14 protein-coding genes are annotated in these 19857 nt (G+C 72.9%); 4 read left to right on the top strand and 10 right to left on the bottom strand.

Features of this window, described 5'->3' with window-relative positions:
• Positions 1-2: 2 nt before the first annotated feature.
• The 5 genes from ACY34J_RS15325 to ACY34J_RS15305 form a co-directional block, all read right to left on the bottom strand.
• Complete coding sequence (locus tag ACY34J_RS15325; protein WP_462726969.1) at positions 3-1004, bottom strand: nucleoside triphosphate pyrophosphohydrolase; 1002 nt, start codon at positions 1002-1004, stop codon at positions 3-5.
• Between the two features lie 77 nt (positions 1005-1081).
• A complete protein-coding gene (locus tag ACY34J_RS15320) occupies positions 1082-1738 on the bottom strand; it encodes a SurA N-terminal domain-containing protein (RefSeq protein WP_462726970.1) in 657 nt (218 codons plus the stop codon).
• Positions 1739-1967: 229 nt separating this feature from the next.
• On the bottom strand, positions 1968-3536 hold the full coding sequence (locus ACY34J_RS15315; RefSeq protein WP_462726971.1) for a protein kinase domain-containing protein: 1569 nt from the start codon (positions 3534-3536) through the stop codon (positions 1968-1970).
• Positions 3533-4075 (bottom strand): hypothetical protein, encoded by a 543-nt coding sequence (locus ACY34J_RS15310; RefSeq protein WP_462726972.1) that lies wholly within the window; start codon positions 4073-4075, stop codon positions 3533-3535. Before ACY34J_RS15310 ends, ACY34J_RS15315 begins: the two co-directional genes overlap by 4 nt.
• A 95-nt stretch (positions 4076-4170) precedes the next feature.
• Entirely contained in the window at positions 4171-6258 is a 2088-nt protein-coding gene (locus ACY34J_RS15305; protein ID WP_462726973.1) for an N-6 DNA methylase, read from the bottom strand.
• Positions 6259-6468: 210 nt separating this feature from the next.
• Here ACY34J_RS15305 and ACY34J_RS15300 point away from each other — a divergent pair, with 210 nt between their 5' ends.
• The gene (locus tag ACY34J_RS15300; protein ID WP_462726974.1) at positions 6469-7206 is read left to right on the top strand and encodes a hypothetical protein; all 738 of its coding nucleotides are present in this window, start codon (positions 6469-6471) and stop codon (positions 7204-7206) included.
• Positions 7207-7308: 102 nt separating this feature from the next.
• Here ACY34J_RS15300 and ACY34J_RS15295 read toward each other — a convergent pair whose 3' ends face one another.
• Both ACY34J_RS15295 and mfd read right to left on the bottom strand, forming a co-directional pair.
• Positions 7309-8106, bottom strand: a complete 798-nt coding sequence (locus ACY34J_RS15295; protein WP_462727033.1) for an HNH endonuclease family protein — start codon at positions 8104-8106, stop codon at positions 7309-7311.
• Between the two features lie 199 nt (positions 8107-8305).
• Positions 8306-11836: a transcription-repair coupling factor gene (gene mfd / locus ACY34J_RS15290; protein WP_462726975.1), complete on the bottom strand. Its 3531-nt coding sequence runs from the start codon at positions 11834-11836 to the stop codon at positions 8306-8308.
• Positions 11837-12145: 309 nt separating this feature from the next.
• On the opposite strand from mfd, the gene ACY34J_RS15285 reads away from it, so the two are divergent.
• Positions 12146-13762, top strand: coding sequence for an MDR family MFS transporter (locus ACY34J_RS15285; RefSeq protein WP_462726976.1), 1617 nt, complete (start codon positions 12146-12148; stop codon positions 13760-13762).
• Between the two features lie 41 nt (positions 13763-13803).
• On the opposite strand, the gene ACY34J_RS15280 is transcribed toward ACY34J_RS15285, so the two are convergent.
• The 3 genes from ACY34J_RS15280 to ACY34J_RS15270 all read right to left on the bottom strand — a co-directional run bounded on the left by ACY34J_RS15280 (position 13804) and on the right by ACY34J_RS15270 (position 18520).
• A complete protein-coding gene (locus ACY34J_RS15280) occupies positions 13804-14733 on the bottom strand; it encodes a cellulose-binding protein (RefSeq protein ID WP_462726977.1) in 930 nt (309 codons plus the stop codon).
• Between the two features lie 254 nt (positions 14734-14987).
• Positions 14988-17507, bottom strand: coding sequence for an SUKH-4 family immunity protein (locus ACY34J_RS15275; protein WP_462727034.1), 2520 nt, complete (start codon positions 17505-17507; stop codon positions 14988-14990).
• A 5-nt stretch (positions 17508-17512) separates the two neighbouring features.
• On the bottom strand, positions 17513-18520 hold the full coding sequence (locus tag ACY34J_RS15270) for an SMI1/KNR4 family protein (RefSeq protein ID WP_462726978.1): 1008 nt from the start codon (positions 18518-18520) through the stop codon (positions 17513-17515).
• A gap of 299 nt (positions 18521-18819) precedes the next feature.
• Here ACY34J_RS15270 and ACY34J_RS15265 point away from each other — a divergent pair, with 299 nt between their 5' ends.
• Entirely contained in the window at positions 18820-19332 is a 513-nt protein-coding gene (locus ACY34J_RS15265) for a YwqJ-related putative deaminase (protein ID WP_462726979.1), read from the top strand.
• A gap of 3 nt (positions 19333-19335) precedes the next feature.
• The gene (locus ACY34J_RS15260) at positions 19336-19830 is read left to right on the top strand and encodes an SUKH-3 domain-containing protein (protein WP_462726980.1); all 495 of its coding nucleotides are present in this window, start codon (positions 19336-19338) and stop codon (positions 19828-19830) included.
• Positions 19831-19857: the final 27 nt, after the last annotated feature.

Here is a 19857-nt window from a genome sequence, read left to right as displayed (position 1 = left end):
GGTCACTCGGACCGTTCTGCCGCCCGGATCGCGTCCCGGTACGCACGGGCCGCCGCACGCAGCGCGGACTCCGGGTCCGTACCGGCCGCCACCGCCCGCGCGGCCAGCGCCAGCAGCTGCGCGCCGAAGTCCTCCCCGTCGCCCTCCGCCGGCCCTGGCAGCGGTACGTCCAGCCCCGCCGTACGCACCCTCGAGGCCAGCTTCGCCGCCAGCGCCAGAGCCGGCTGACCCAGCGGAATCCCCTCGGTCACGGACTCCCGCTGCTTCTCCACCGCCTTGGTCCGCAGCCAGTGCTCCTTGACGTCCTCGGAGGTCTCGGCGGTCTCCTCACCGAAGACGTGCGGGTGCCGGTGGATGAGCTTGTCCACGATCGTGCCCGCGACGTCGTCGATGGAGAAGGGCTCGTCCGGGTGCTCCTCCGCGATCCGGGCGTGGAAGACGACCTGCAGCAGTACGTCGCCCAGCTCCTCCCGCAGCTCCTTGCGGTCCCCCGCCTCGATCGCCTCGACGAGTTCGTACGCCTCCTCGATGCCGTACTTGGCCAGGTCCTCGTGGGTGCGCGTGCTGCTCCACGGGCATTCGGCGCGGATGGTGTCCATGACCTGCACCAGGTCCAGGAGCCGGGCGCCCGGCAGGTCGTACGAAGCGGGGAGCAGCTCCAGGTCCGGCATCTGGACCCGGCCCGAGCCCGCCATCCGGGCCAGGCCGTCAGTGAGCCGCGCATCGCCCTCGCCCGTGGCGATGACGACCACCGTGCGGCCGCCCGCGCACGCGTCCACCAGTTCCTGGGCGCTCGGCGAGGCCTCCTCGACCTCGATACCCGCCTCGCGCAGATACGGCAGCTGCGGGTGCGCCGGGTCGCCGCACAGGACCCGGTCGGCGGCGCGCAGCGTCTGCCAGGCAGGCCAGGACAACAGGCCGGGGGCGACCCGGTGACTGGTGGTGAGGAGGACCACGCGGCCGGCCTCCGGGGCCGCCGCCGGGGAAGACGCAGGTGAGTTCACGCCTCGAACGTAACCCACGCGCCGCGGCCCGCGGGTGCCGGTCTCGGGGGCTGCTCCCGGGGCTGGTCCCGGGCTGCCTAGGCCTGCTCCTCCGCCCCGGCCGACCGGGTCCGCAGCCACGGATCCCGCACCGTGCCGAGCAGCACCTTCTTGTCGTCCCAGGCGCCGAAGCGCGGGTTGACGTCGATGCGCATCGCGGCGGAGGCCTTGCGGAGCGCATTGACGACCTTCTCCTGACCCTGGGGGGTGTTGCGGTCGGCGCCCAGGGCCTGGGACAGCTTGTCCATGACGACCTGGTTGCGGACCGTCTCCTGCACCTGGTCGGGGCCGATGGCGTACTGCTGGAGCCACATCTGCCGAAGCCGCTGCGAGCCGCCGGCGCTGCGCTCGGCGAGGGCCTGTGCCTTCTGTACGTCGCTGCGGCTGACGGACACCCCGGCGTCCTTCGCGGCCCGGGCCAGCACCCTGTCGAAGATCATGCCGTTGAGGGTGGCGCGGCTGAGCTGGCCGGTGTTCTGGATCAGCTGGGCGGACTGGGGCGATGCCTCCTGGGCGTCCCGGACGCTGCGTACTTTCGCCTGAAGCTGCGCCACGGTGATGCGCTCGCCGCCGACCACGGCCGCGGCGCCCGGGTGCTCGGCACCGCCGCAGGCGGTGAGCAGGGGCGAGGCGGCGAGCAGCGCGGCGGCGGACGCGGAGAGCGCGGCCCTCCGGCTCTTCAGGGACTGCGGCACGTGAGCCTCCCGGCGAAGATCGTGTGGTGCGGGGCGGGGCGGGAGCCCCACGATCAGGGTCAGTGGTCGGTTGACAGAGCGGGACGACCTGCGGTGATCGATGTTAGGGAGTCCGCGTGGTCGTAGCTACTGATTCGACCAACGATTCGGCAGGGACTTCAGATGCGGTTGCGCCGAGCCGTAACCGGGGCTCCGCCCCAGACCCAGCGCAGCCGGAGGCCGGACCGCTCTAGCCGCGTACCTGGCCCAGCCAGTGGAGGGTGCGGCGGATCTCTGCCGGGAGGGGGTGGTGCGGGCCGTGCCGGCGTTCCGCGTCGTACAGGAGGCGGGCGAGGATGTCGTGGGCCGCGGGGCGGTCGCCGAGGGAGAGCAGCAGGTGGCCGATGCGGCGGCGCACCTCCAGCGGGAGGTCGGGATCGGTGGCGGCGTGCTGCTCGAAGTGCGGCAGCAGGGCACGGTATTCGGCCAGCGCGGCTGCCGCATCCCCCAGCTGTTCGAGGCACTGGGCTGCCTCGTAGCGGAACTGCAGGGCCTGGCGGGCGGCGGCCGGCCCGGACTCGGCGGCGTACTCGCCGGCGAGCCGGCGCAGCTCGGGCAGCGCCCGCCGGTACTGGCCGTCGTCCATGAGCGTGGCGGCGTACTGCTTGCGCAGGGTGCGCACCACCGGGGAGTGCTCGCCGTGCTCGGCGGCTGCTGCCGGGAGGATGCCGCCGAGGATGTCGACGGCCTGGGTGATGCGTCCGGCGTCGAGGAGCCGCTTGGCCTCGTCGACGGCCTCGGCGACGCGGGAGGCGGCAGGCGGCGGCAGGTGCGGTGCCGGTATGGACGCCGGCGCCGGCACGGGCGCGGGTTGCCGCGGGTCGGGGATGGCGGCTGCCCGGTCCGGCCAGGGAGCGTGCGGACGCAGGAACGGGCGGGTCGGGTCGAGAGGTCCGGCGGGCAGGCGGTACCCGGCCGTTCCCGCGGTGGGCAGCAGCGGGGCGAGCGCCTGGTAGACGTCCTGCGCGTCGGCCGGCCGGTGCTGCGGGTCCTTGGCCAGCAGCCGCAGCACCAGCGCCTCGAGCGGCTCGGGCACTTCGGGGCGGAGCCGGCGGACCGGGACGGGCGGCTCGTGGAGGTGCCGGTGGAGCACGCCGAGCGCGGTCGAGCCGTGGAAGGGGACGTGGCCGCTGAGGAGTTCGTGCAGCAGCACGCCGAGGGCGTACAGGTCGGTGTACGGGCCGACGGCGCCCCCCATGGCCTGCTCGGGCGCCATGTAGGCGGGGGTGCCGATCGGCGAACCGGTGTGGGTGAGCCGGGTGGTGTCGGTGTCGAGGACGGAGGCCACACCGAGATCGAGGACGGTCACGGAGCCGTCGGGGCGGACCATGACGTTCCGTGGCTTGAGATCACGGTGGACGATCGGCACCGCGTGGACGGCGGACAGCACGGCGCACAGCTGCGCGGCGACGGACACCGCCCACGGCCAGGGGTAGGGGTCGTGCTCGGCGAGGTGGTCGGCGAGGTCGGCGCCCTCGACGTACTGCATCACCAGGTAGAGGTCGTCGCCGTCGCTGCCCGCGTCGTGCACGGTGACCAGCCCGGGGTGGTCGACCTGGGCGGTGACCCGGCACTCGCGGATGAAGCGGCGGCGCAGATCGTCGGCGTGGTCGGTGCCGGCCATACGGTCGGGGCGCAGCAGCTTGACGGCCACGCGGCGGTCCAGGCGCCGGTCGTACGCGGCCCAGACCTGGCCCATGCCGCCCTGGCCGATCAGCGTGGAGAGTTGGTAGCGCTCGGCGACGAGGCGTCCGTTCACCGGCCCTCCTGCCGGCGGAGGTAGTCGCTGAGCTCGTCCAGTTCGGCCCGGACCTGGTCGATGCGCTGGGGCCCCCGCGGTGCGGGGGGCGCGGCCGGGTCGGCATACGCCGGGGAGGCCGGGTACTGCTGCTGCGCGTACGGGACTTGGCCGTACGGCTGCGGCGGACGGTAGGGACCGGGCGTGCCGGGTATGGACCGCCGCCGCAGCTCGTCGTGGTACCGGATGTCACCGACCATGAAGTACGCGGCGCTGCCGCCGGTCACCAGGAACATGGTGGACAGGCCCACGTCGGACAGCGGGCTGGACGCCGGGGCTTCGCCGACGACCGCGAACGCGGCGATGCCCAGCACCAGCACGGCGGCGAACAGCACCCAGTCGAGCGTGCGGCGCCGCAGGATGGCGAGCCGGAGCAACGCGGTCCAGCCGAGCACCCCCAGGCTCAGCACGATCAGGGCCAGGAACAGCAGGCGCAGGCCGATGATCCACCAGGTGCGCGGCGGGCGGTGGTACGGCGGTGCGACGCCGGGGCCGTTCATCGCTGCTCCTGGTTGGGGTTCTCGACTCTGGCGGTGAGCGTATCCATCGACGCCGTCGCCGCGAACCGGGTTGTGCGGAACCGGAACCTAGTCGATCACTTTTCGCTGGGCCCCTCCGGGGGCAGGGAGCCGTCGGTGAGGCCGTCGTACAGGCCTTGGACGAGCTGCTCGCCGAGCTGCCCGGCGCGGCGCAGCGCCTCCTCGAAGGCGGCGAGGGTGCGGAAGCGCTCCCCGTACCGCCGCTGGTCGGCGAGGGGGAGGCGGGGCAGTTGGAGCCGGCGGACGTCGAGCCGGGTGGCGGTCGAGGCGTAGCTGCTGGCCTGCCGCTGGTTGGCGGTCCCGCGCAGGAAGCCGGCGAGGAACCAGGGGTCGAGGGCGTCGGTGTCGGGGCGCAGGAGGTAGAGGTTGCGGCCGAGCGCGGCCCCGGCGCTCGCGTCGTCGATCACGCGGGCCACCGCACCGCCGCCGAGTACGGGGATGACGACATCACCGGCCGCGGTGACTTCGGGCTCTTCGGCTGCCTCTTCCGGGATGCTGCCGGAGGGCGCGGTCCCGGCCAGTACGTCGTGTTCGGTGAGGACGGGGCGGGCCGCGGGTGCGGTGCCGGCCGCTGCGGGTGTTGTGCTCGGGCCGCCCGCGCGCAGCAGCAGGGCGCCGGCGCGGGCGAGTTCGCCGACGGTGGTGGTGGGCCAGCGGGTGGGCTCGCCCGACTGGGCGAACTCGGGGGTGAGTTCGGCCGTACGGCGCAGGGCGGCGGTCAACCGGTCGCGGACGTCGGCGAGTTCGGCGCCGTCCTGCGCGGCGGCCGGGGGAAGGTGACGGGCGGGGGCCAGGTCCACGTCGTCGTCGAGGAGTTCGATGACGGGGAGGGCGCGGCTCACGCCGGGCCGGTCCTCGACGGTTCCGCGCCGGTCGAAGGCCTCCCATGCCTCCAGCACGGTTCTGTGGACCGTCTCCCACGGCAGCCGGTCGCGGGGGGTTTCGGGCGCGGCAGCGGACGCGGCGTCGACGAGCAGCAGGTGGGGCGAGGGCTGCGGCGCGGTGCCGGGTCGGCGCAGCACCCACAGATGCAGGGGGATGCCGTACGGCGGGGCGGCCCCGGCGGGCAGGGCGATGACGGCGCGCAGGGCGCCGCGGCGCAGCAGGTCGGCGCGGATGCGGCGGCCGGAACGGCGGGAGGCGGCGGCCGGGGGCATGAGCAGAACGGCGGTGCCGCCGTCGCGCAGCCGGGCGAGGGCGTGCTGCACCCAGGCGAGCTCGGATTCGGTGCGGGCGGGGAAGCCGTACTCCCAGCGGGGGTCGTAGGCCAGTTCGTCGTGGCCCCAGTTGCGCTCGTTGAACGGCGGGTGGCACACCACTGCGTCCGCGGCGAGGTCCGGGAATCCGTCGGCGCGGAGGCTGTCGCCGGCGTGGACGCGTACGTCGGCGTCGGAGTACAGCGCCAGGCGCAGGGCGGTGAGGGCGGCGAGGTCGGGGTCGGCTTCCTGGGCGTACAGGGCGGTGGAGCGGGTGGAGGTACCGATGGCGCGCAGCAGGGTGCCGGTGCCGGACGCGGGGTCGAGGACGGTGCGGGGGCGGCCCCGGCCGGCGGCGGCGAGGGCGGCCATCAGCTCGGCGGTGCCGGGCGGAGTGAGGGTGTACTGGCGGGGGTTGGCGTCCAGGTGGCGGCCGAGGAGGAATTCGTACGTCTGACGGGAGCCCAGTTCGGCGGCGAGTTCGGCCACGCCGCGCAACAGGGCGGTGGACGGGGCGAGTTCGGCGGGGTCCAGGGCCGGAACGGCGTGGTGTTCGCCCAGCCGTCCGGTCAGGACGGGGGCGAGGGCGACCGGGAGCAGCTTGGCGAGCTGCTGGTCGGAGGCGGCACTCAGCTCACTCCACGCGGTCGGCCTGTCGCGTACGAGCAGCAGCACGGCTCCGGCGTGGCGCAGCGCGGTCACGGCGCCGGCGGGGTGGCCGACGAGCTGCTGCCAGACGCGCTCGCGCAGTGGTACTTCGGCGAGCTTTCCCTGGTCGCGCAGCCATTGCTCGACCTCGGCGAGGGCGAAGGTCGGGCTGGTGTCGGTGCCGCCGGCCGGCTTGGGGAAGTCGGGGTACCGGCGGCGCCAGTTACTCACGGCGGCACGGCCTACCCCGGCGAGCCGGGCGATGCCGGCCGCGGTCACCTCTGTTGCGTTCTGCTGCATCGGGCTGGCCCCCGGTAAGTACGCTGAGCTGCTGTGGGCCGAGCATAACGCCGCCCCAAGCAAGCCGACGGTTCACATCGTGAACGGCAGAATATACGCAGATCCTGTTGACTCGGTTCACACGCTCTGCTCTTATTGCATTGCCGGTTCACGGAGTCCCCTCCGCCGCCTGCCCTGTCCCAACTCCTCAGCAGACACAGGAGATGTCCCATGTCCTCGACCATGCGCTCCCGCCACTTTCAGCGAGTCGCCCTGGCCGCCCTCGGCGTGGCGGCGGGCCTCGGCCTCACGGCATGCGGCCCCTCCGCAGGCGGCGGGAAGGCGGGGCTGGCGGACCTGTCCGCTCCGGAGATCTTCGACAGGGCGGCGAAGGCCATGAAGTCCGCCGACTCCCTGACCACGGACCTCGACGGCACGATCGACGGCGGCCCGATGAAGTACCGCATGACCTCGGACACCAAGGGCGAGTGTGCGGGCACCATGTCGATGGACGGCGGCACGATCCAGATCATCAAGACCGGCGACACCGTGTACACCAAGTACGACGAGGCCTTCTGGAAGGCGCAGGGCAAGGACGGCGCGACCGTCGCCAAGCTCGTCGGTGACCGCTGGACCACGGACAAGGCCAACAGCGCGGACGCCAAGGACCTCACGTCCTTCTGCGACCTGGACGGGCTCCTGTCCGGCATCGAGGGCGGCGACACCGCGGTGGAGAAGGGCAAGACGACGACCGTGGACGGCCAGGGCGCCATCGTCCTCACCGAGAAGGACGGCGCGGAGACGTACACCATCTACGTCGCCACGACCGGCAAGCCGTACATCCTCAAGATCGTGACAAAGGGCGGCAAGGAGCCCGGCACCATAACCTTCAGCGATTTCAACAAGCCGGTGCCGGCGAAGGCCCCCGCCGCCAAGGACACCGTCGACCTGAACAAGCTGGGCGGCTGACCGCTTCCCCTTGACCGTGGGAGGCCGCCCGCCGGGGGAGGCGGCCTCCCACGTCGCCGCTCCGCATGCGCCCGGCGACGCTGCGGCGCCTGCGGTACGGCCTCAGCCGCCGCACTGCGCCAGCATCATCCGCTTGTCCGCGGCGGTCACCGGCAGCGCGTACTTGAGGGAAACCTGGGCGAACCGCACCGAGTACGAGCAGCGGATCCGCTTGTTCGGCGGCAGCCACGACGCCGGACCGGATTCGCCCTTGGCAGAGTTGGCCGGGCCGTCCACCGGGATGAGGTTCAGCGGATCGTTGGCGATCTGCTGCCGCCTGTCCTCGTTCCAGCGGGCGGCGCCCAGCTGCCAGTCGTAGGACAGGGGCATCACGTGGTCGATCTGGACCGCCGTCGCATGCTGCTTCCGCCAGGCGATCGTCTTGCCCGTATAAGGGTCGTTGAGGGTCAGGGCGACCACGACACAGTCGGAGCCGGAGCGGTACTTCCGGTTCCGGCCGTCGCGGGCGAGGAGGTCATTGCGCGTGTCGCAGCCGTTGCGTGCCAGCGGCACCCCGTCGGCCGTGTCCATCCAGGCGTAGCCGAACTCGTCGCGCTCATAGCCCGTTCGCGGACCGCGCCCGGCGGTGCGGACCTTGGCGATCAGCTGCCGGGCGGCCGCCCTGTCCCGCTCGGAGGTGAGCGGGGCGAGACCCGGCTTCGTACCGTCGGGGTTGTCCAGCGGGCTCACGCCGTACGACGAGGCGGCGGCCGGTCCGGACGTCGACGGTCCGGTGGCCCCGGCACCGTCCCCGAGCGGCCCGGCGCCATTGCAGCCGGCCAGCACACAGGCCAGCACCGCGGCGGCCACCGACCGCGGAACGGCGCCGGACCGGCGGGCAGTTGTTCGAGAGGCGGCTATCACAGGGCCACCCTGCCATGCGCCCGCACGCGGCCGGTACCGCACCCGTACATCCGGATCCATACGGCTCGCGGTGGCCCTGTCACGGGCCGAGGCCGTGGTCAGGACCCGTCCACGCTGTCACATCCTGGCGCCCGCTCACCGCTCACAAGGCGTTCCGCGTCCTCCCCGACGACCTCTGATCGCCGGGGAGGATCGGCTACGAGCCGAGGATCGTGGTGAGGAACTCGCCCGTCCACGCCAGCAGTTCGCGGCCGGCCAGCGGCTTGCCGCCGATCCGCGCCGTCGTCGGGCGCGGCACCAGGATCTGGCGCGTCGCCGGCTTGATGACCGACCGCGGGTGGAGCCGCTTGAGTCTCAGCTCCTGCGACTCGCGCAACTCCACCGGCCCGAAGCGCACGTTGGAGCCCTGAAGGGTGATGTCCGAGACACCGCAGGAGCGGGCCAGCAGCCGCAGCCCGGCGACCAGCAGCAGGTTCTCCACCGGCTCCGGCAGCTTGCCGTACCGGTCGGTCAGCTCCTCCCGTACGGCCGCGATGTCCTCCTCGCTGTTGATGGAGGCGATCGCGCGGTAGGCCTGCAGGCGCAGCCGCTCGCCCGGCGCGTAGTCATGCGGAACGTGCGCGTCGACCGGCAGCTCGATCTTGACCTCGAGCGGGGCCTCCTCCTCCACCCCGCCTTCAAGCGAGGCGCGGTAGTCGGCGACGGCCTCGCCGACCATCCGTACGTACAGGTCGAAGCCGACGCCCGCGATATGGCCGGACTGCTCACCGCCGAGCAGATTGCCCGCGCCGCGGATCTCCAGGTCCTTCAACGCCACATACATGCCCGCGCCCATCTCGGTGTGCTGGGCGATGGTCGCCAGCCGCTCGTGCGCGGTCTCGGTCAGCGGCTTCTCCGGCGGGTAGAGGAAGTAGGCGTAGCCGCGCTCGCGGCCACGGCCCACCCGCCCGCGCAGCTGGTGAAGTTGGGAGAGACCGAAGGTGTCGCTACGCTCGACGATCAGGGTGTTGGCGTTGGAGATGTCGATCCCGGACTCCACGATCGTCGTCGAGACCAGCACATCGAACTTCTTCTCCCAGAAGTCGACCACGACCCGCTCCAGCGCCGACTCGGACATCTGGCCGTGCGCGGTGGCGATACGGGCCTCGGGGACGATCTCCCGCAGCCGCGCGGTGGCCCGGTCGATGGACTCCACCCGGTTGTGGATGTAGAAGACCTGGCCCTCGCGCAGCAGCTCACGGCGGATGGCCGCGCCGATCTGCTTCTCATCGTACGGGCCGACGAAGGTCAGCACCGGGTGCCGCTCCTCCGGCGGGGTGGTGATCGTCGACATCTCCCGGATGCCGGTGACCGCCATCTCCAGGGTGCGGGGGATGGGGGTCGCGGACATGGTCAGCACATCCACGTTCGCCCGCAGCTTCTTCAGCTGCTCCTTGTGCTCGACACCGAAGCGCTGCTCCTCGTCGACGATGACCAGACCGAGGTCCTTGAACTTGGTCTCCGACGAGAACAGCCGGTGGGTGCCGATGACGATGTCGACCGAGCCCTCCCGCAGGCCCTCCAGGACCGCCTTGGCCTCGGTGTCGGTCTGGAAGCGCGACAGCGCCTTCACCACCACCGGGAACTGGCTGTAGCGCTCGGAGAAGGTACCGAAGTGCTGCTGGACGAGGAGGGTCGTGGGGACCAGGACCGCGACCTGCTTGCCCTCCTGGACGGCCTTGAACGCCGCCCGCACCGCGATCTCCGTCTTGCCGTAACCGACGTCGCCGCAGATCAGCCGGTCCATCGGGACGGGCTTCTCCATGTCCTCCTTGACCTCGGCGATCGTGGTCAGCTGGTCCGGGGTCTCGTTGTACGGGAACGCGTCCTCCAGCTCCCGCTGCCAGGGGGTGTCCTTGCCGAAGGTGTGGCCGGGCGCCGCCATCCGCGCCGAGTACAGCTTGATCAGGTCGGCGGCGATCTCCTTGACGGCCTTCTTGGCGCGCGCCTTGGTCTTGGCCCAGTCGGCGCCGCCCAGGCGGTGCAGGGTCGGGGCCTCGCCGCCCACGTACTTGGTGACCTGCTCCAGCTGGTCGGTGGGGATGTACAGCCGGTCGCCGGGCTGGCCGCGCTTGGCCGGGGCGTACTCGACGAGCAGGTACTCGCGGGTGGCGCCCTGGACGGTGCGCTGCACCATCTCGATGTAGCGGCCGACGCCGTGCTGCTCGTGGACGATGTAGTCGCCCGCCTGGAGGGTCAGCGGGTCGATGGTTTTGCGGCGGCGGGCCGGCATCCGGCCCATGTCCCGGCTGGCCGCCTTCTGGCCGGACAGATCGGTCTCGGTGAGAACGGCGATCTTCAGACCGGGGTCGACGAAGCCGTAGTCGATGGAGCCGCAGGCGACGTGGACGATGGACGGGGAGATCTCGCCGAGGTCCGCGTCCAGGCGGGCGGGGATGTTCTCACCGCTGAGCACTTCGACCGTACGGGACGCCGGGCCGTGGCCCTCGGTGACGAAGACGGTGCGCCAGCCGTCGGCCAGCCAGCCCTTGGTGTCCGCCACTGCCCGGGCGGTGTCGCCGCGGTATGCCTCCGGGGCGCGCATGCCGAGCTTGAGCGTGTCCCCGTCCAGGTCCTCGGCGGCGGCGAAGGGGCTCACCGACCACCACATCATGCCGATCTCACGGGCCCGGTCCCGGATGTCGGCGATGCCCCACAGGGAGGCCGCACCAAGGTCGATGGGGGCTTCCCCTCCCCCCGCCGAGGCCGCCCACGACGCCTGCAGGAACTCCTGCGAGGTCGCCACGAGGTCGGCCGCGCGGGTGCGGACGCGCTCGGGGTCGCAGACCACCGCCATGCTGCCGGTCGGCATCACATCCAGCAGCAGCTCCATCTCGTCGACGAGGGCGGGTGCGAGGGACTCCATGCCCTCCACCGCGATGCCCTCGGCGATCTTGCCGAGCAGTTCGCCGAGCTCGGGGTGGCGCTCGGCGAGCGCGGCGGCCCGCTGCCGTACCTCATCGGTCAGCAGCAGCTCCCGGCACGGCGGGGCCCACAGCCCGTGCTCGGCGACCTCCAAAGACCGCTGGTCGGCGACCTTGAAGTACCGGATCTCCTCGACATCGTCGCCCCAGAACTCGATCCGCAGCGGGTGCTCCTCGGTGGGCGGGAACACATCGAGGATGCCGCCGCGGACGGCGAACTCGCCGCGCTTTTCGACCAGCTCCACGCGGGAGTACGCGGCGGCCGCGAGGCCGTCGACCACCTCTTCCAGATCGGCCGTCTGCCCGCTGCGCAGGGCCACCGGCTGCAGGTCGCCCAGCCCCTTGACCTGCGGCTGCAGCACGGAGCGTACGGGCGCGACGACGACCTGTACGGGGCCGGTGGACGGGTCGTCCGCGGAGGGGTGGGCGAGGCGGCGCAGCACGGCCAGCCGGCGGCCGACGGTGTCGGAGCGCGGCGAGAGCCGCTCGTGGGGAAGCGTCTCCCAGGCGGGGTACTCCACGACGCCTTCGGGCGGCAGGAGGGAGCGCAGCGCGGCCGCCAGGTCCTCGGCCTCGCGGCCGGTGGCCGTCACGGCCAGCACGGGCCGTCCCGCGGAGCGGGCGAGGGCGGCGATGGCGAAGGGCCGCGCGGCGGGCGGACCGACCAGGTCGAGGTGCGGGCGGTTGCCGGCGGCGGCGGCCTTCACCGCTTCGGCGAGCGCTGGATCGTTGACGACGATGTCGAGCAGACCGTGCAGGCTCATGAAGGCGGCTTTCCGTCCCGGGGTGAAGATGTGGGCAACGCGAACCACCCGACACGTGTCACGGGCCGGGGGTCCTCCCAGGGTACGTCGCCCGCCGACAAGCGTGTCTGCGCATCACAGAGCCGCGGCCGCAACGCGGCCGGCCGGCGCCGGGATGTCCGCCTCTACCAGTCACGTTCCGCAGAGAACCGGCCACTTGGCGTCAACAGATATCTCCTGACCCATACCCCGCCGGCCGACTGACAAGGCGGCCGCCCAACCGCCCCGCCATCCGCTCCGCCCGGTTTCCTCCCCCGACCCCCGCATGCAATGGTGTGCGGTACACGGATCTGCGGAGGGTGGCGGGTGAGCGACGCAGCGCGTCATACGGAATCCGGCCGGCGCGAGGCGATACCGGCGGCCGGCCCGCCGCCGGCGGCGCGCAGCCGCTTCGTCGTCGCGGCCCTCATGCTCGGCATGGCGCTGGTCGCTCTCGACGGCACCATCGTCTCCACGGCCGTCCCCCAGATCGTCGGCGACCTCGGCGGCTTCGCCGTCTTCTCCTGGCTCTTCTCCGGCTATCTGCTCGCCGCGACCGTCACCCTCCCCGTCTACGGCAAGCTCTCCGACACCTTCGGCCGCAAGCCCGTCCTCATCGCCGGCATCGCCCTGTTCCTCCTCGGCTCGGTGCTGTGCGCCGGCGCGTGGAACATGTCCGGGCTGATCGCCTTCCGCATCGTCCAGGGCCTGGGCGGCGGCGCCATCCAGGGCACCGTCCAGACCATCGCCGCCGACCTCTACCCGCTCAAGGAGCGGCCCAGGATCCAGTCCAAGCTGTCCACGGTGTGGGCACTGTCAGCCGTCCTCGGCCCGGCTGTCGGCGGCCTGCTCGCCGCGTACGCCCACTGGCGCTGGATCTTCCTCATCAACCTGCCGGTCGGCGCGCTCGCCCTGTGGCTGATCGGCCGCCACCTGCGCGAGCCCGTACGCCCCACCCACACCCGGCCGCGCGTCGACTGGGCCGGGGCGCTCGCCGTATTCCTCTCCGGCGGGCTGCTGCTGACGGCCCTCGTCCAGGGCGGAGTCGCCTGGCCATGGCTGTCGGCGCCGTCCCTGGCACTGCTCGGCGGCAGTGCGGCCGGCGCGGCGGCGACCGTATGGATCGAACGGCGGGCCGCCCAGCCGATCATCCCCGGGTGGGTATGGCAGCGCCGTACGATCGCGGCGGTCAACCTCGGGCTCGGCGCGCTCGGCCTGCTGATGGTCGCCCCGACCGTCTTCCTGCCGACCTACGCCCAGTCCGTCCTCGGGCTCGGCCCCATCGCCGCCGGCTTCGTCCTGTCCGTGATGACGCTCAGCTGGCCGCTCTCCGCCGCCCTGAGCAGCCACGTCTACAACCGCATCGGGTTCCGGCAGACCGCGATGCTCGGCATCGGGCTCGCCGCGCTGATCCTGCTCGCCTTCCCGCTGCTGCCCTATCCCGGCGCCGCCTGGCAACCGGCCCTGATCATGCTGCTGCTGGGCGCCGCTCTCGGACTGTTCCAGCTGCCGCTGATCGTCGGCGTCCAGTCCACGGTCCCGTGGGCCGAGCGCGGTACGGCGACCGCATCGGTGCTCTTCTGCCGCCAGGTCGGGCAGAGCCTGGGGGCCGCGCTCTTCGGCGCCGTCGCCAATGCCACACTCGCCGGCCGCCTCGAGGAGGCCCCGCCCGCCATCCGCTCCGGGCTCCCGGACGACCTCGACGCCGTATCGCAGGCCCTGGAGCACCCCGGCTCCCTCACCACACAGGCGGCCGACTACCTGCGCCGCGCCGTCGACGCGGCCGTCGACCACGTCTATCTGGGCGCGGCCGCCGCGGCCGCACTGGGGCTGCTGGCCCTGCTGCTCCTGGCCCCGGTCCGGTTCCCCGTCCTGACAGACGGGCAACCGGACCGGGACGGCAGCTGACCCTCCCGCGCACGGGGGTTCGCCACGAGGGACCGGCCCCCTCAGTCCTCCGCACTGTGCGCCGGCCCCGGCACCGAACCCGTCTCGCCGCCCGCGGAGATCCGCCCGGTCAGAGCCGCCAGGCTGCCGCGCACATGCGCCAGATGCGCACGGACCTCCTCCCGCCGCTGCCGGTGCTCCCACAGCACCCGTTCGGTCTCCCGGGCGATCCGGTCCTCGCGCACCCGCGCCTCGGCAAGGATCTCCGCGCCCCGCTCCTGCGCCTCCTCCAGTTGCTGCCGCGCGTCCTCCTCCGCCTCCGCGTACGCGCGCTGCGCCTCGGCGAGCTTGGCCTCGGCGCGCTCCAGCAGCCCGTTCAGCCGGGCGTCATGCCCGGCCTCGGTCGCCGCCAGCTCGCGGGCCGCCGCCTCAGCCCGCTCCGCATGCTCCTTCTCCAGATGGGCGACCATCGCGGTCGTCCGCTGCCGCGCAGCCGACAGCGCCGCCGCGGCCTCCTCCCGGCACTCCTTGGCCTCCCGCCGGGCCTCCCGCCGCTCCTCGTCGACGGCCCGCTGCGCCTCGGCACGGCGCCGCTCCGCCCACTCCTCGGCCTCCGCCCGCACCCGCGTCGCATGCGCACGAGCCGCATCCAGCAGCGCCCTCGCCTGCGCCTCGGCCTCCTCGCCGAGCTCCTGCGCCGCCGCCTCCGCACGGTCGCGCAGATCGGCGGCCTCCGCCTCCGCCGTGGCCAGCAGCTGCTGAGCACGCGGACCCAGCTCCTCGTACGTCTGCGGAGCCAGCAGCGCGACCTCCTCGCGCAGCCGCGCCGCCTGCTCCTCCATCTGCCGCAGCAGAACCGTGAGCCGCGCGGCCCGCTCCCAGGCCTCGTCACGGCTGCCGGACAGCGCGTCGACGACGCGGTCGACCTGCTCGGTCCGGTAGCCACGGCCCCATACGACGGCGAAGCCGTGCGGTGACTCAGACGCACCCATATGAGAAAGCCCCTCTAGTCCGGCATGCAGTGCCATGCAGTACACATCACGCTCGGCGCACATCTTTCTTGATCCAAGCGAAATGCCCATAACGCGACACTCCGCCGCGCTCACCGGTCTAGGATGCGTTACTTATCCAAAGAAGTCGGAATCGACAGCCCCCGCGCCAAACGCCGCGGACACGGTGAAGCCGTGCCCGCTCGACCGACCGGGCACGGCCTCGAAACCCACCCCTGGCTACCCAGGGGGCGGCATCACAGCAGCCCGTCCCACATCTGCTCCAGCAGCACCGCCCACCAGCTCTCCGGCGACTCCAGCGCCGCCGGATCCAGCGCACACAGCTGCGCCTGGAAATCCACCGTCCAGCGACCCGCCTGCTCAGCCGTCAGACCGAACCGCAGCCGCCACATCCGCCCCAGCAGAGCCAGACAGCGGACGAACTCCGGCAGCCCCGAGTTCACGAACTGCGGCACCGCGGGCTGCCCGCCCTGTCCCGCCTCAAGCGGGACGGCCACGATGTGCGCCGTCCCGTACTGCACACACAGCTGCCGGCCGAAGTCACTGCCCATCACCAGATACGAGCCCGCGTCCGGCGCCGCCTGGACCTGCCGCTCCGCAGCCAGCTCACCCAGCGTCGGCACCGGCCGGCCCGGCTGCGCCTGCGCCCAGAAGAACGGGCCGAAGTCCACCGGAAGCCCCGCCCACACCAGGGTCTGCGCCACCACATCGGGCACGCCCTGCCGGGACACCGCCCGCTGGTCGTAGCGGAACACACCCTGCGGGCCGAACGCCTGCAGCAGCTCGTGGGCCAGCCCCTCCATGGGGGCCGGCGGGACGCGCTGCACCTGGCTGGGATGCGGCAGCGGGACCCGGTTCGGCGCGGGGCGCGCCGGGGCGTCCGCGACCTGATGCAGCTCGTCCTGGTGCTCGACCAGGTGATGTACGCCCTGCCGGCGCGTGGCATGGTCACGGCCGTACGGGGCGGTGTGGCTGATCCGCACCTGCGGCCAGTTCTCGCGGACCATACGGGCGCAGTAGCCACCCGGCACATCGCAGGACTCCAGCTCGGTGTGCAGCTCCAGCACCTGCTGGGGCGGCACGTTCAGCGCGCGCAGCTCGTGCAGCAGCTGCCACTCAGGGTGCGGCGTGCCGGGCGCGGAGCGGCGGATCAGGTGCTGCTCGGAGCCGTCCGGCCCGCGGTAGCGGAGCACCGCCATGTAGCCCGGGCCGACGACGGGCTGGCCGGTGGGCTGGGGCGGGACGCCCTGCGCACCGGGCGGCGCGGCCGGAGCACCGGGCGGCGCGGCCGGAGCACCGGGCGGCGCGGCCGGAGCACCGGGCGGCGCGGCCGGAGCACCGGGCAGCTGGGCGCCCGGCGGCATGCCGGGAGCGCCCGGGCCACCGGCGAGCATCGTCGCGGCCTCATGCACCCCATGACCGGGAGCGCCAGGCTGGCCTTGGGCAGGGGAACCACCGGGCGGGCCCGGGGGCTGCGGAGCACCCGGGCCTCCCGGGCCATGCGGGTTGGGGGCACCGCCGCCAGGCGGACCCGGAGGCTGCGGAACGCCCGGCGCACCGGCACCACCCGAGGGGTGGACGAGCATCGTCGCCGCCGCATGCACACCACCACCCGGCGTATCAGAACCACCACCGGGCGGACCGGGCACGCCAGGCGGGCCCGGAGGCTGCGGGGCAGCCGAGCCACCCGGGCCGTGCGCGCCGGGCGGGCCCGGCGGATTCGGCGGACCGGGCACGCCAGGCGGGCCCGGAGGCTGCGGAACGCCCGGCGCACCGGGACCACTCGACGGGTGGGCGAGCATCGTCGCCGCCGCATGCACACCACCACCCGGCGTATCAGAACCACCACCGGGCGGACCGGGAGGCCGCGGCGCAGCCGGGCCGCCCATGCCCATGCCCTCCGGGGGAAGTTGCGGGACCAGTTGGGTCGGAACGTAGCCCCCGCCCGGGGTCCCCGGCGCATCGGAACCCGATGCCGCGGGCGCACCCGGAGGAGCGGTCGGCGGCGAAGGCGGGGCGCTCGGGCCCGCGCCGGGCCCACCCGACGCGCCCGGCACGCCCTGCGGCGCGGCGGGCGGCTGCGCAGCGCCGGCCCCCGCAGCACCCGCACCCGAACCCGCGTCATCCATACCCGGCTGGACCGCCGTCCGCGGCAGCCTGCCACCCGCGATCAACTTGGTCTTGGCATCGGCACTCACACCCGGCGGTGGAGTGTCGTCGTCGGCCCCCACCAACGGCGGAGCGAAAACCGTCGCCGGCGGGACGACCGAGCGCTCATCGTCATCGGACGCCGAGTTGGCGTCGGCCCACGGCGTGCCCCCCGCAGACGAACCCGACATATCAGAGGCACCACCCGAGGAGTCCCCCGCCCGCAGCCCTGGGATACCAGCCCGATCCGCCGCCTCCTGCAACCACTGCGGCGGAGTGAGCAAAAACGACGTCGCCTCCAGATCGACACGCGGCGGCGGCACGTCCGCCGCCACAGCCGCGTTGGCCGCCGTCCCGTACTCCTCCTCATACCGGCGGATGACCTCACCCACCGGCAGCCCCGGCCACAGCGTGGCCTCCCCACTGTCCCGGGCGATCACCAGCCTCATCCGGCCACCGTCCGACGCCGGACCGCCCTGCGCGTCCTCGGCCCAGGCCACAAAGCCCAAGTCGAACTCCCGCACCCGCACCTGACGGTGCCGGTCCGCCGGCACATCGCCGTTGACCCAGTGCTCCGCGCGCTCCTGCGCCTGCGCGAACGTCACCACCGCGCTCACCCCTCCACCGGCACGGCACGCGCGAAGCCACCGTCCACCATCAGCCTCGCCACGGTCTCCAACTCCGGCGGACTGCCCGCCAGCCGCTGCAGAAACCCGTCGAAGTCCGCACCGCACGGCAGCAGAAGGTTCAAGGCCCGCTCCTGAACCGCCCAGCTGTCCCGGTCGCGCGCATCGTCGTACGCGCAGAACCACACCGAGCCGACCGCCTCGCCCTTCACCTTCACCGCGAGCAGCCCGCCCTGCACAAAGGCCACCCCCAGAAAGTCCTTGGTGATGTGGTCCCGCAGACACTTGTTGACGTACACCAGGTCATTGACCGCCGCCTCATCCCGCACCGTGAAGAACGGCTGGTCCACCAGCAGCCCCAGCTCCGCGTCCAGCGCCACCCCCACCGGCGCACAACCACCCGCCGCCTTCAAGAACGCGCGGTACGCACCCGGCAGCCGATAGCCCAGATCCTCCTCCACGCCCAGAACCTGCTCCTCCGACACCGCCAACGCCGCACGAGGCAGGCCGAAATGCGCCGGCCGGGTCTCCTGCAACGGGCGCGTACCGCGCTTGTTGTGGTCCACAGCCGCCGTCGCCAGCCCGCCGTGATGCCGCAGCAGCGCCTTCACCTCAACCGGAACCAGCTCCATCCGCCGGCTGCCCACCACGTGATGCCACGTCCAGCCATGCGGCGTCGCGACCGGCGGCAGGTTCGCCCACAACTCGTGGCCGGCAGCGTGCAGCGCGGCATTCGCCGACACAAAGTCCGTCAGCCGCAGCTCATCGATGCCAAAACCCTCCGGCGGCTCCGCGATCTCCGCCGCCGCCCGGGCATACGGCGAGAAGTCCGGAAACCCGTGGTCATCCACGCGCACGCCCCTGGGGTGGCGGGCGGCCCGGACCGGATCCGGAAACTGCACGACCTGCCCGGCATAGGCCGCGTTCGGCGGCGCGGCCTGTCCCCCAGCCTGGGAGCTGGGAGGTGCCCCCAGCCCGAGCCGACCTGTCGTCATGGCGCTTGCCCCCTGGTACATCTGGCTAATATGCACAGCCTATGTGGTGTCGCAACAGGGCGGCCCTCCCCCATCCCGCACACCGTAGGGCCTGCTCCGCGCACCGACGCACAGCGCCCCGCACCCCCTGGCCCACCCCATCTTCCAGGCGCCACAAGCCCCGGCCGGAATGCCGGATTCCAGGTGTCAGACGATGTCATGACGACCCGTTAATCACGCCTCGACTTCCCCATCTGCCTGCACCTTTGGCAGGCTGTCCCAGCAAACTCGGGGGATGCGCAGGAGGAGTAGGCACCACCATGAGCACCACACCGGACACCGCTGCCGACCCGTCGGGCGACCCCCGGCTCAGCTGGAGCAGCACCGACACCGCCACCACACCGGCGGCACTCCGCCACCGCCGCGACGGCATCCTGCCCGCCATAGCCGCCGCCCTCTCCGTCCGCGGCGAAACCCTCACCGCCACCGCCGGCAAAGGCGACCAACCCCCCGCCCTCCACCCACTCGTCCAGGACTTCCTCGACACCCTCACCACCGACAAGCGGGAACGCTTCACCGGCCGGTGTCCCGAAGCCGTCCTGCTCTCCCGCTACCTCACCACCGCGGAAGCCGCCCGCAGCAAACGCGCCTCACGCAAGCCCCTCACCCACGGCGAAGCCCGCCGCGCCCTCAAACACTCCAAAATCACCGCCCGGCACATCCGCGAAGACGGCGACCCACGCCACGGCGCCTACGCCCCGCCCTGCCGCTCCTGCGCCCCCCTCCTCGCCCACTTCGGCGTACGCCCCATCGACCCGGCGGACGGGAGCTGATACATGCCCCCCATCGACCCCACGTCCACCCGCTTCCCCGTCGCCGTCGACGCCGCCCTGCGCGACGCAGGCTGGCAAGCCGGCCGCTGGGACATCAAACAAGCCGAAATCTGGGCCGACACCCTCCGCGCCCACACCTCCCCCGCCGGACACCGGCACACCGTCTTCCCCGCGGCCGTCGAAGCCTGGGCCGAATTCGGCGGACTCCACATCACCAGCCTCGGCCCCGGACGGCACATCGCCCCCACCCCCGTCCTCCTCGACCCGCTGCGCGGACTCCACCACGCCCGCACCCTCGCCGACCTCGGCCACGCCCTCGGCACCCAGCTCTGCCCCCTCGGGGAAGAAACCCGCAGCAGCGGAGCCGTCCTCGCCATCGACACCGAAGGCCGCGTCTACAGCCTCGACCACACCGGCGACTGGTACCTCGGCCACACCATCGACCAAGCCCTCGCCACCCTCATCACCGGCACCCGCCCCGCCCGGCTCACCACCTGATCAACCGTGCCCGTGGAGCCCCGGCGC

It is taken from the genome of Streptomyces sp. HSS9-12, from assembly GCF_054963655.1.
Note: the sequence above shows the minus strand (reverse complement) of the source record. Positions and strands in the feature narration are given on the sequence as shown.

Bases quoted from the DNA above. Each gene is read 5' to 3' on its own strand.
- ACY34J_RS15260 (WP_462726980.1), top strand. From the start codon at position 19,336: ATGCCCCCCATCGACCCCACGTCCACCCGCTTCCCCGTCGCCGTCGAC.
- ACY34J_RS15285 (WP_462726976.1), top strand. From the start codon at position 12,146: ATGGTGTGCGGTACACGGATCTGCGGAGGGTGGCGGGTGAGCGACGCA.
- ACY34J_RS15300 (WP_462726974.1), top strand. From the start codon at position 6,469: ATGTCCTCGACCATGCGCTCCCGCCACTTTCAGCGAGTCGCCCTGGCC.
- ACY34J_RS15280 (WP_462726977.1), bottom strand. From the start codon at position 14,733: ATGGGTGCGTCTGAGTCACCGCACGGCTTCGCCGTCGTATGGGGCCGT.
- ACY34J_RS15305 (WP_462726973.1), bottom strand. From the start codon at position 6,258: ATGCAGCAGAACGCAACAGAGGTGACCGCGGCCGGCATCGCCCGGCTC.
- ACY34J_RS15270 (WP_462726978.1), bottom strand. From the start codon at position 18,520: ATGACGACAGGTCGGCTCGGGCTGGGGGCACCTCCCAGCTCCCAGGCT.
- ACY34J_RS15265 (WP_462726979.1), top strand. From the start codon at position 18,820: ATGAGCACCACACCGGACACCGCTGCCGACCCGTCGGGCGACCCCCGG.
- ACY34J_RS15310 (WP_462726972.1), bottom strand. From the start codon at position 4,075: ATGAACGGCCCCGGCGTCGCACCGCCGTACCACCGCCCGCCGCGCACC.
- mfd (WP_462726975.1), bottom strand. From the start codon at position 11,836: ATGAGCCTGCACGGTCTGCTCGACATCGTCGTCAACGATCCAGCGCTC.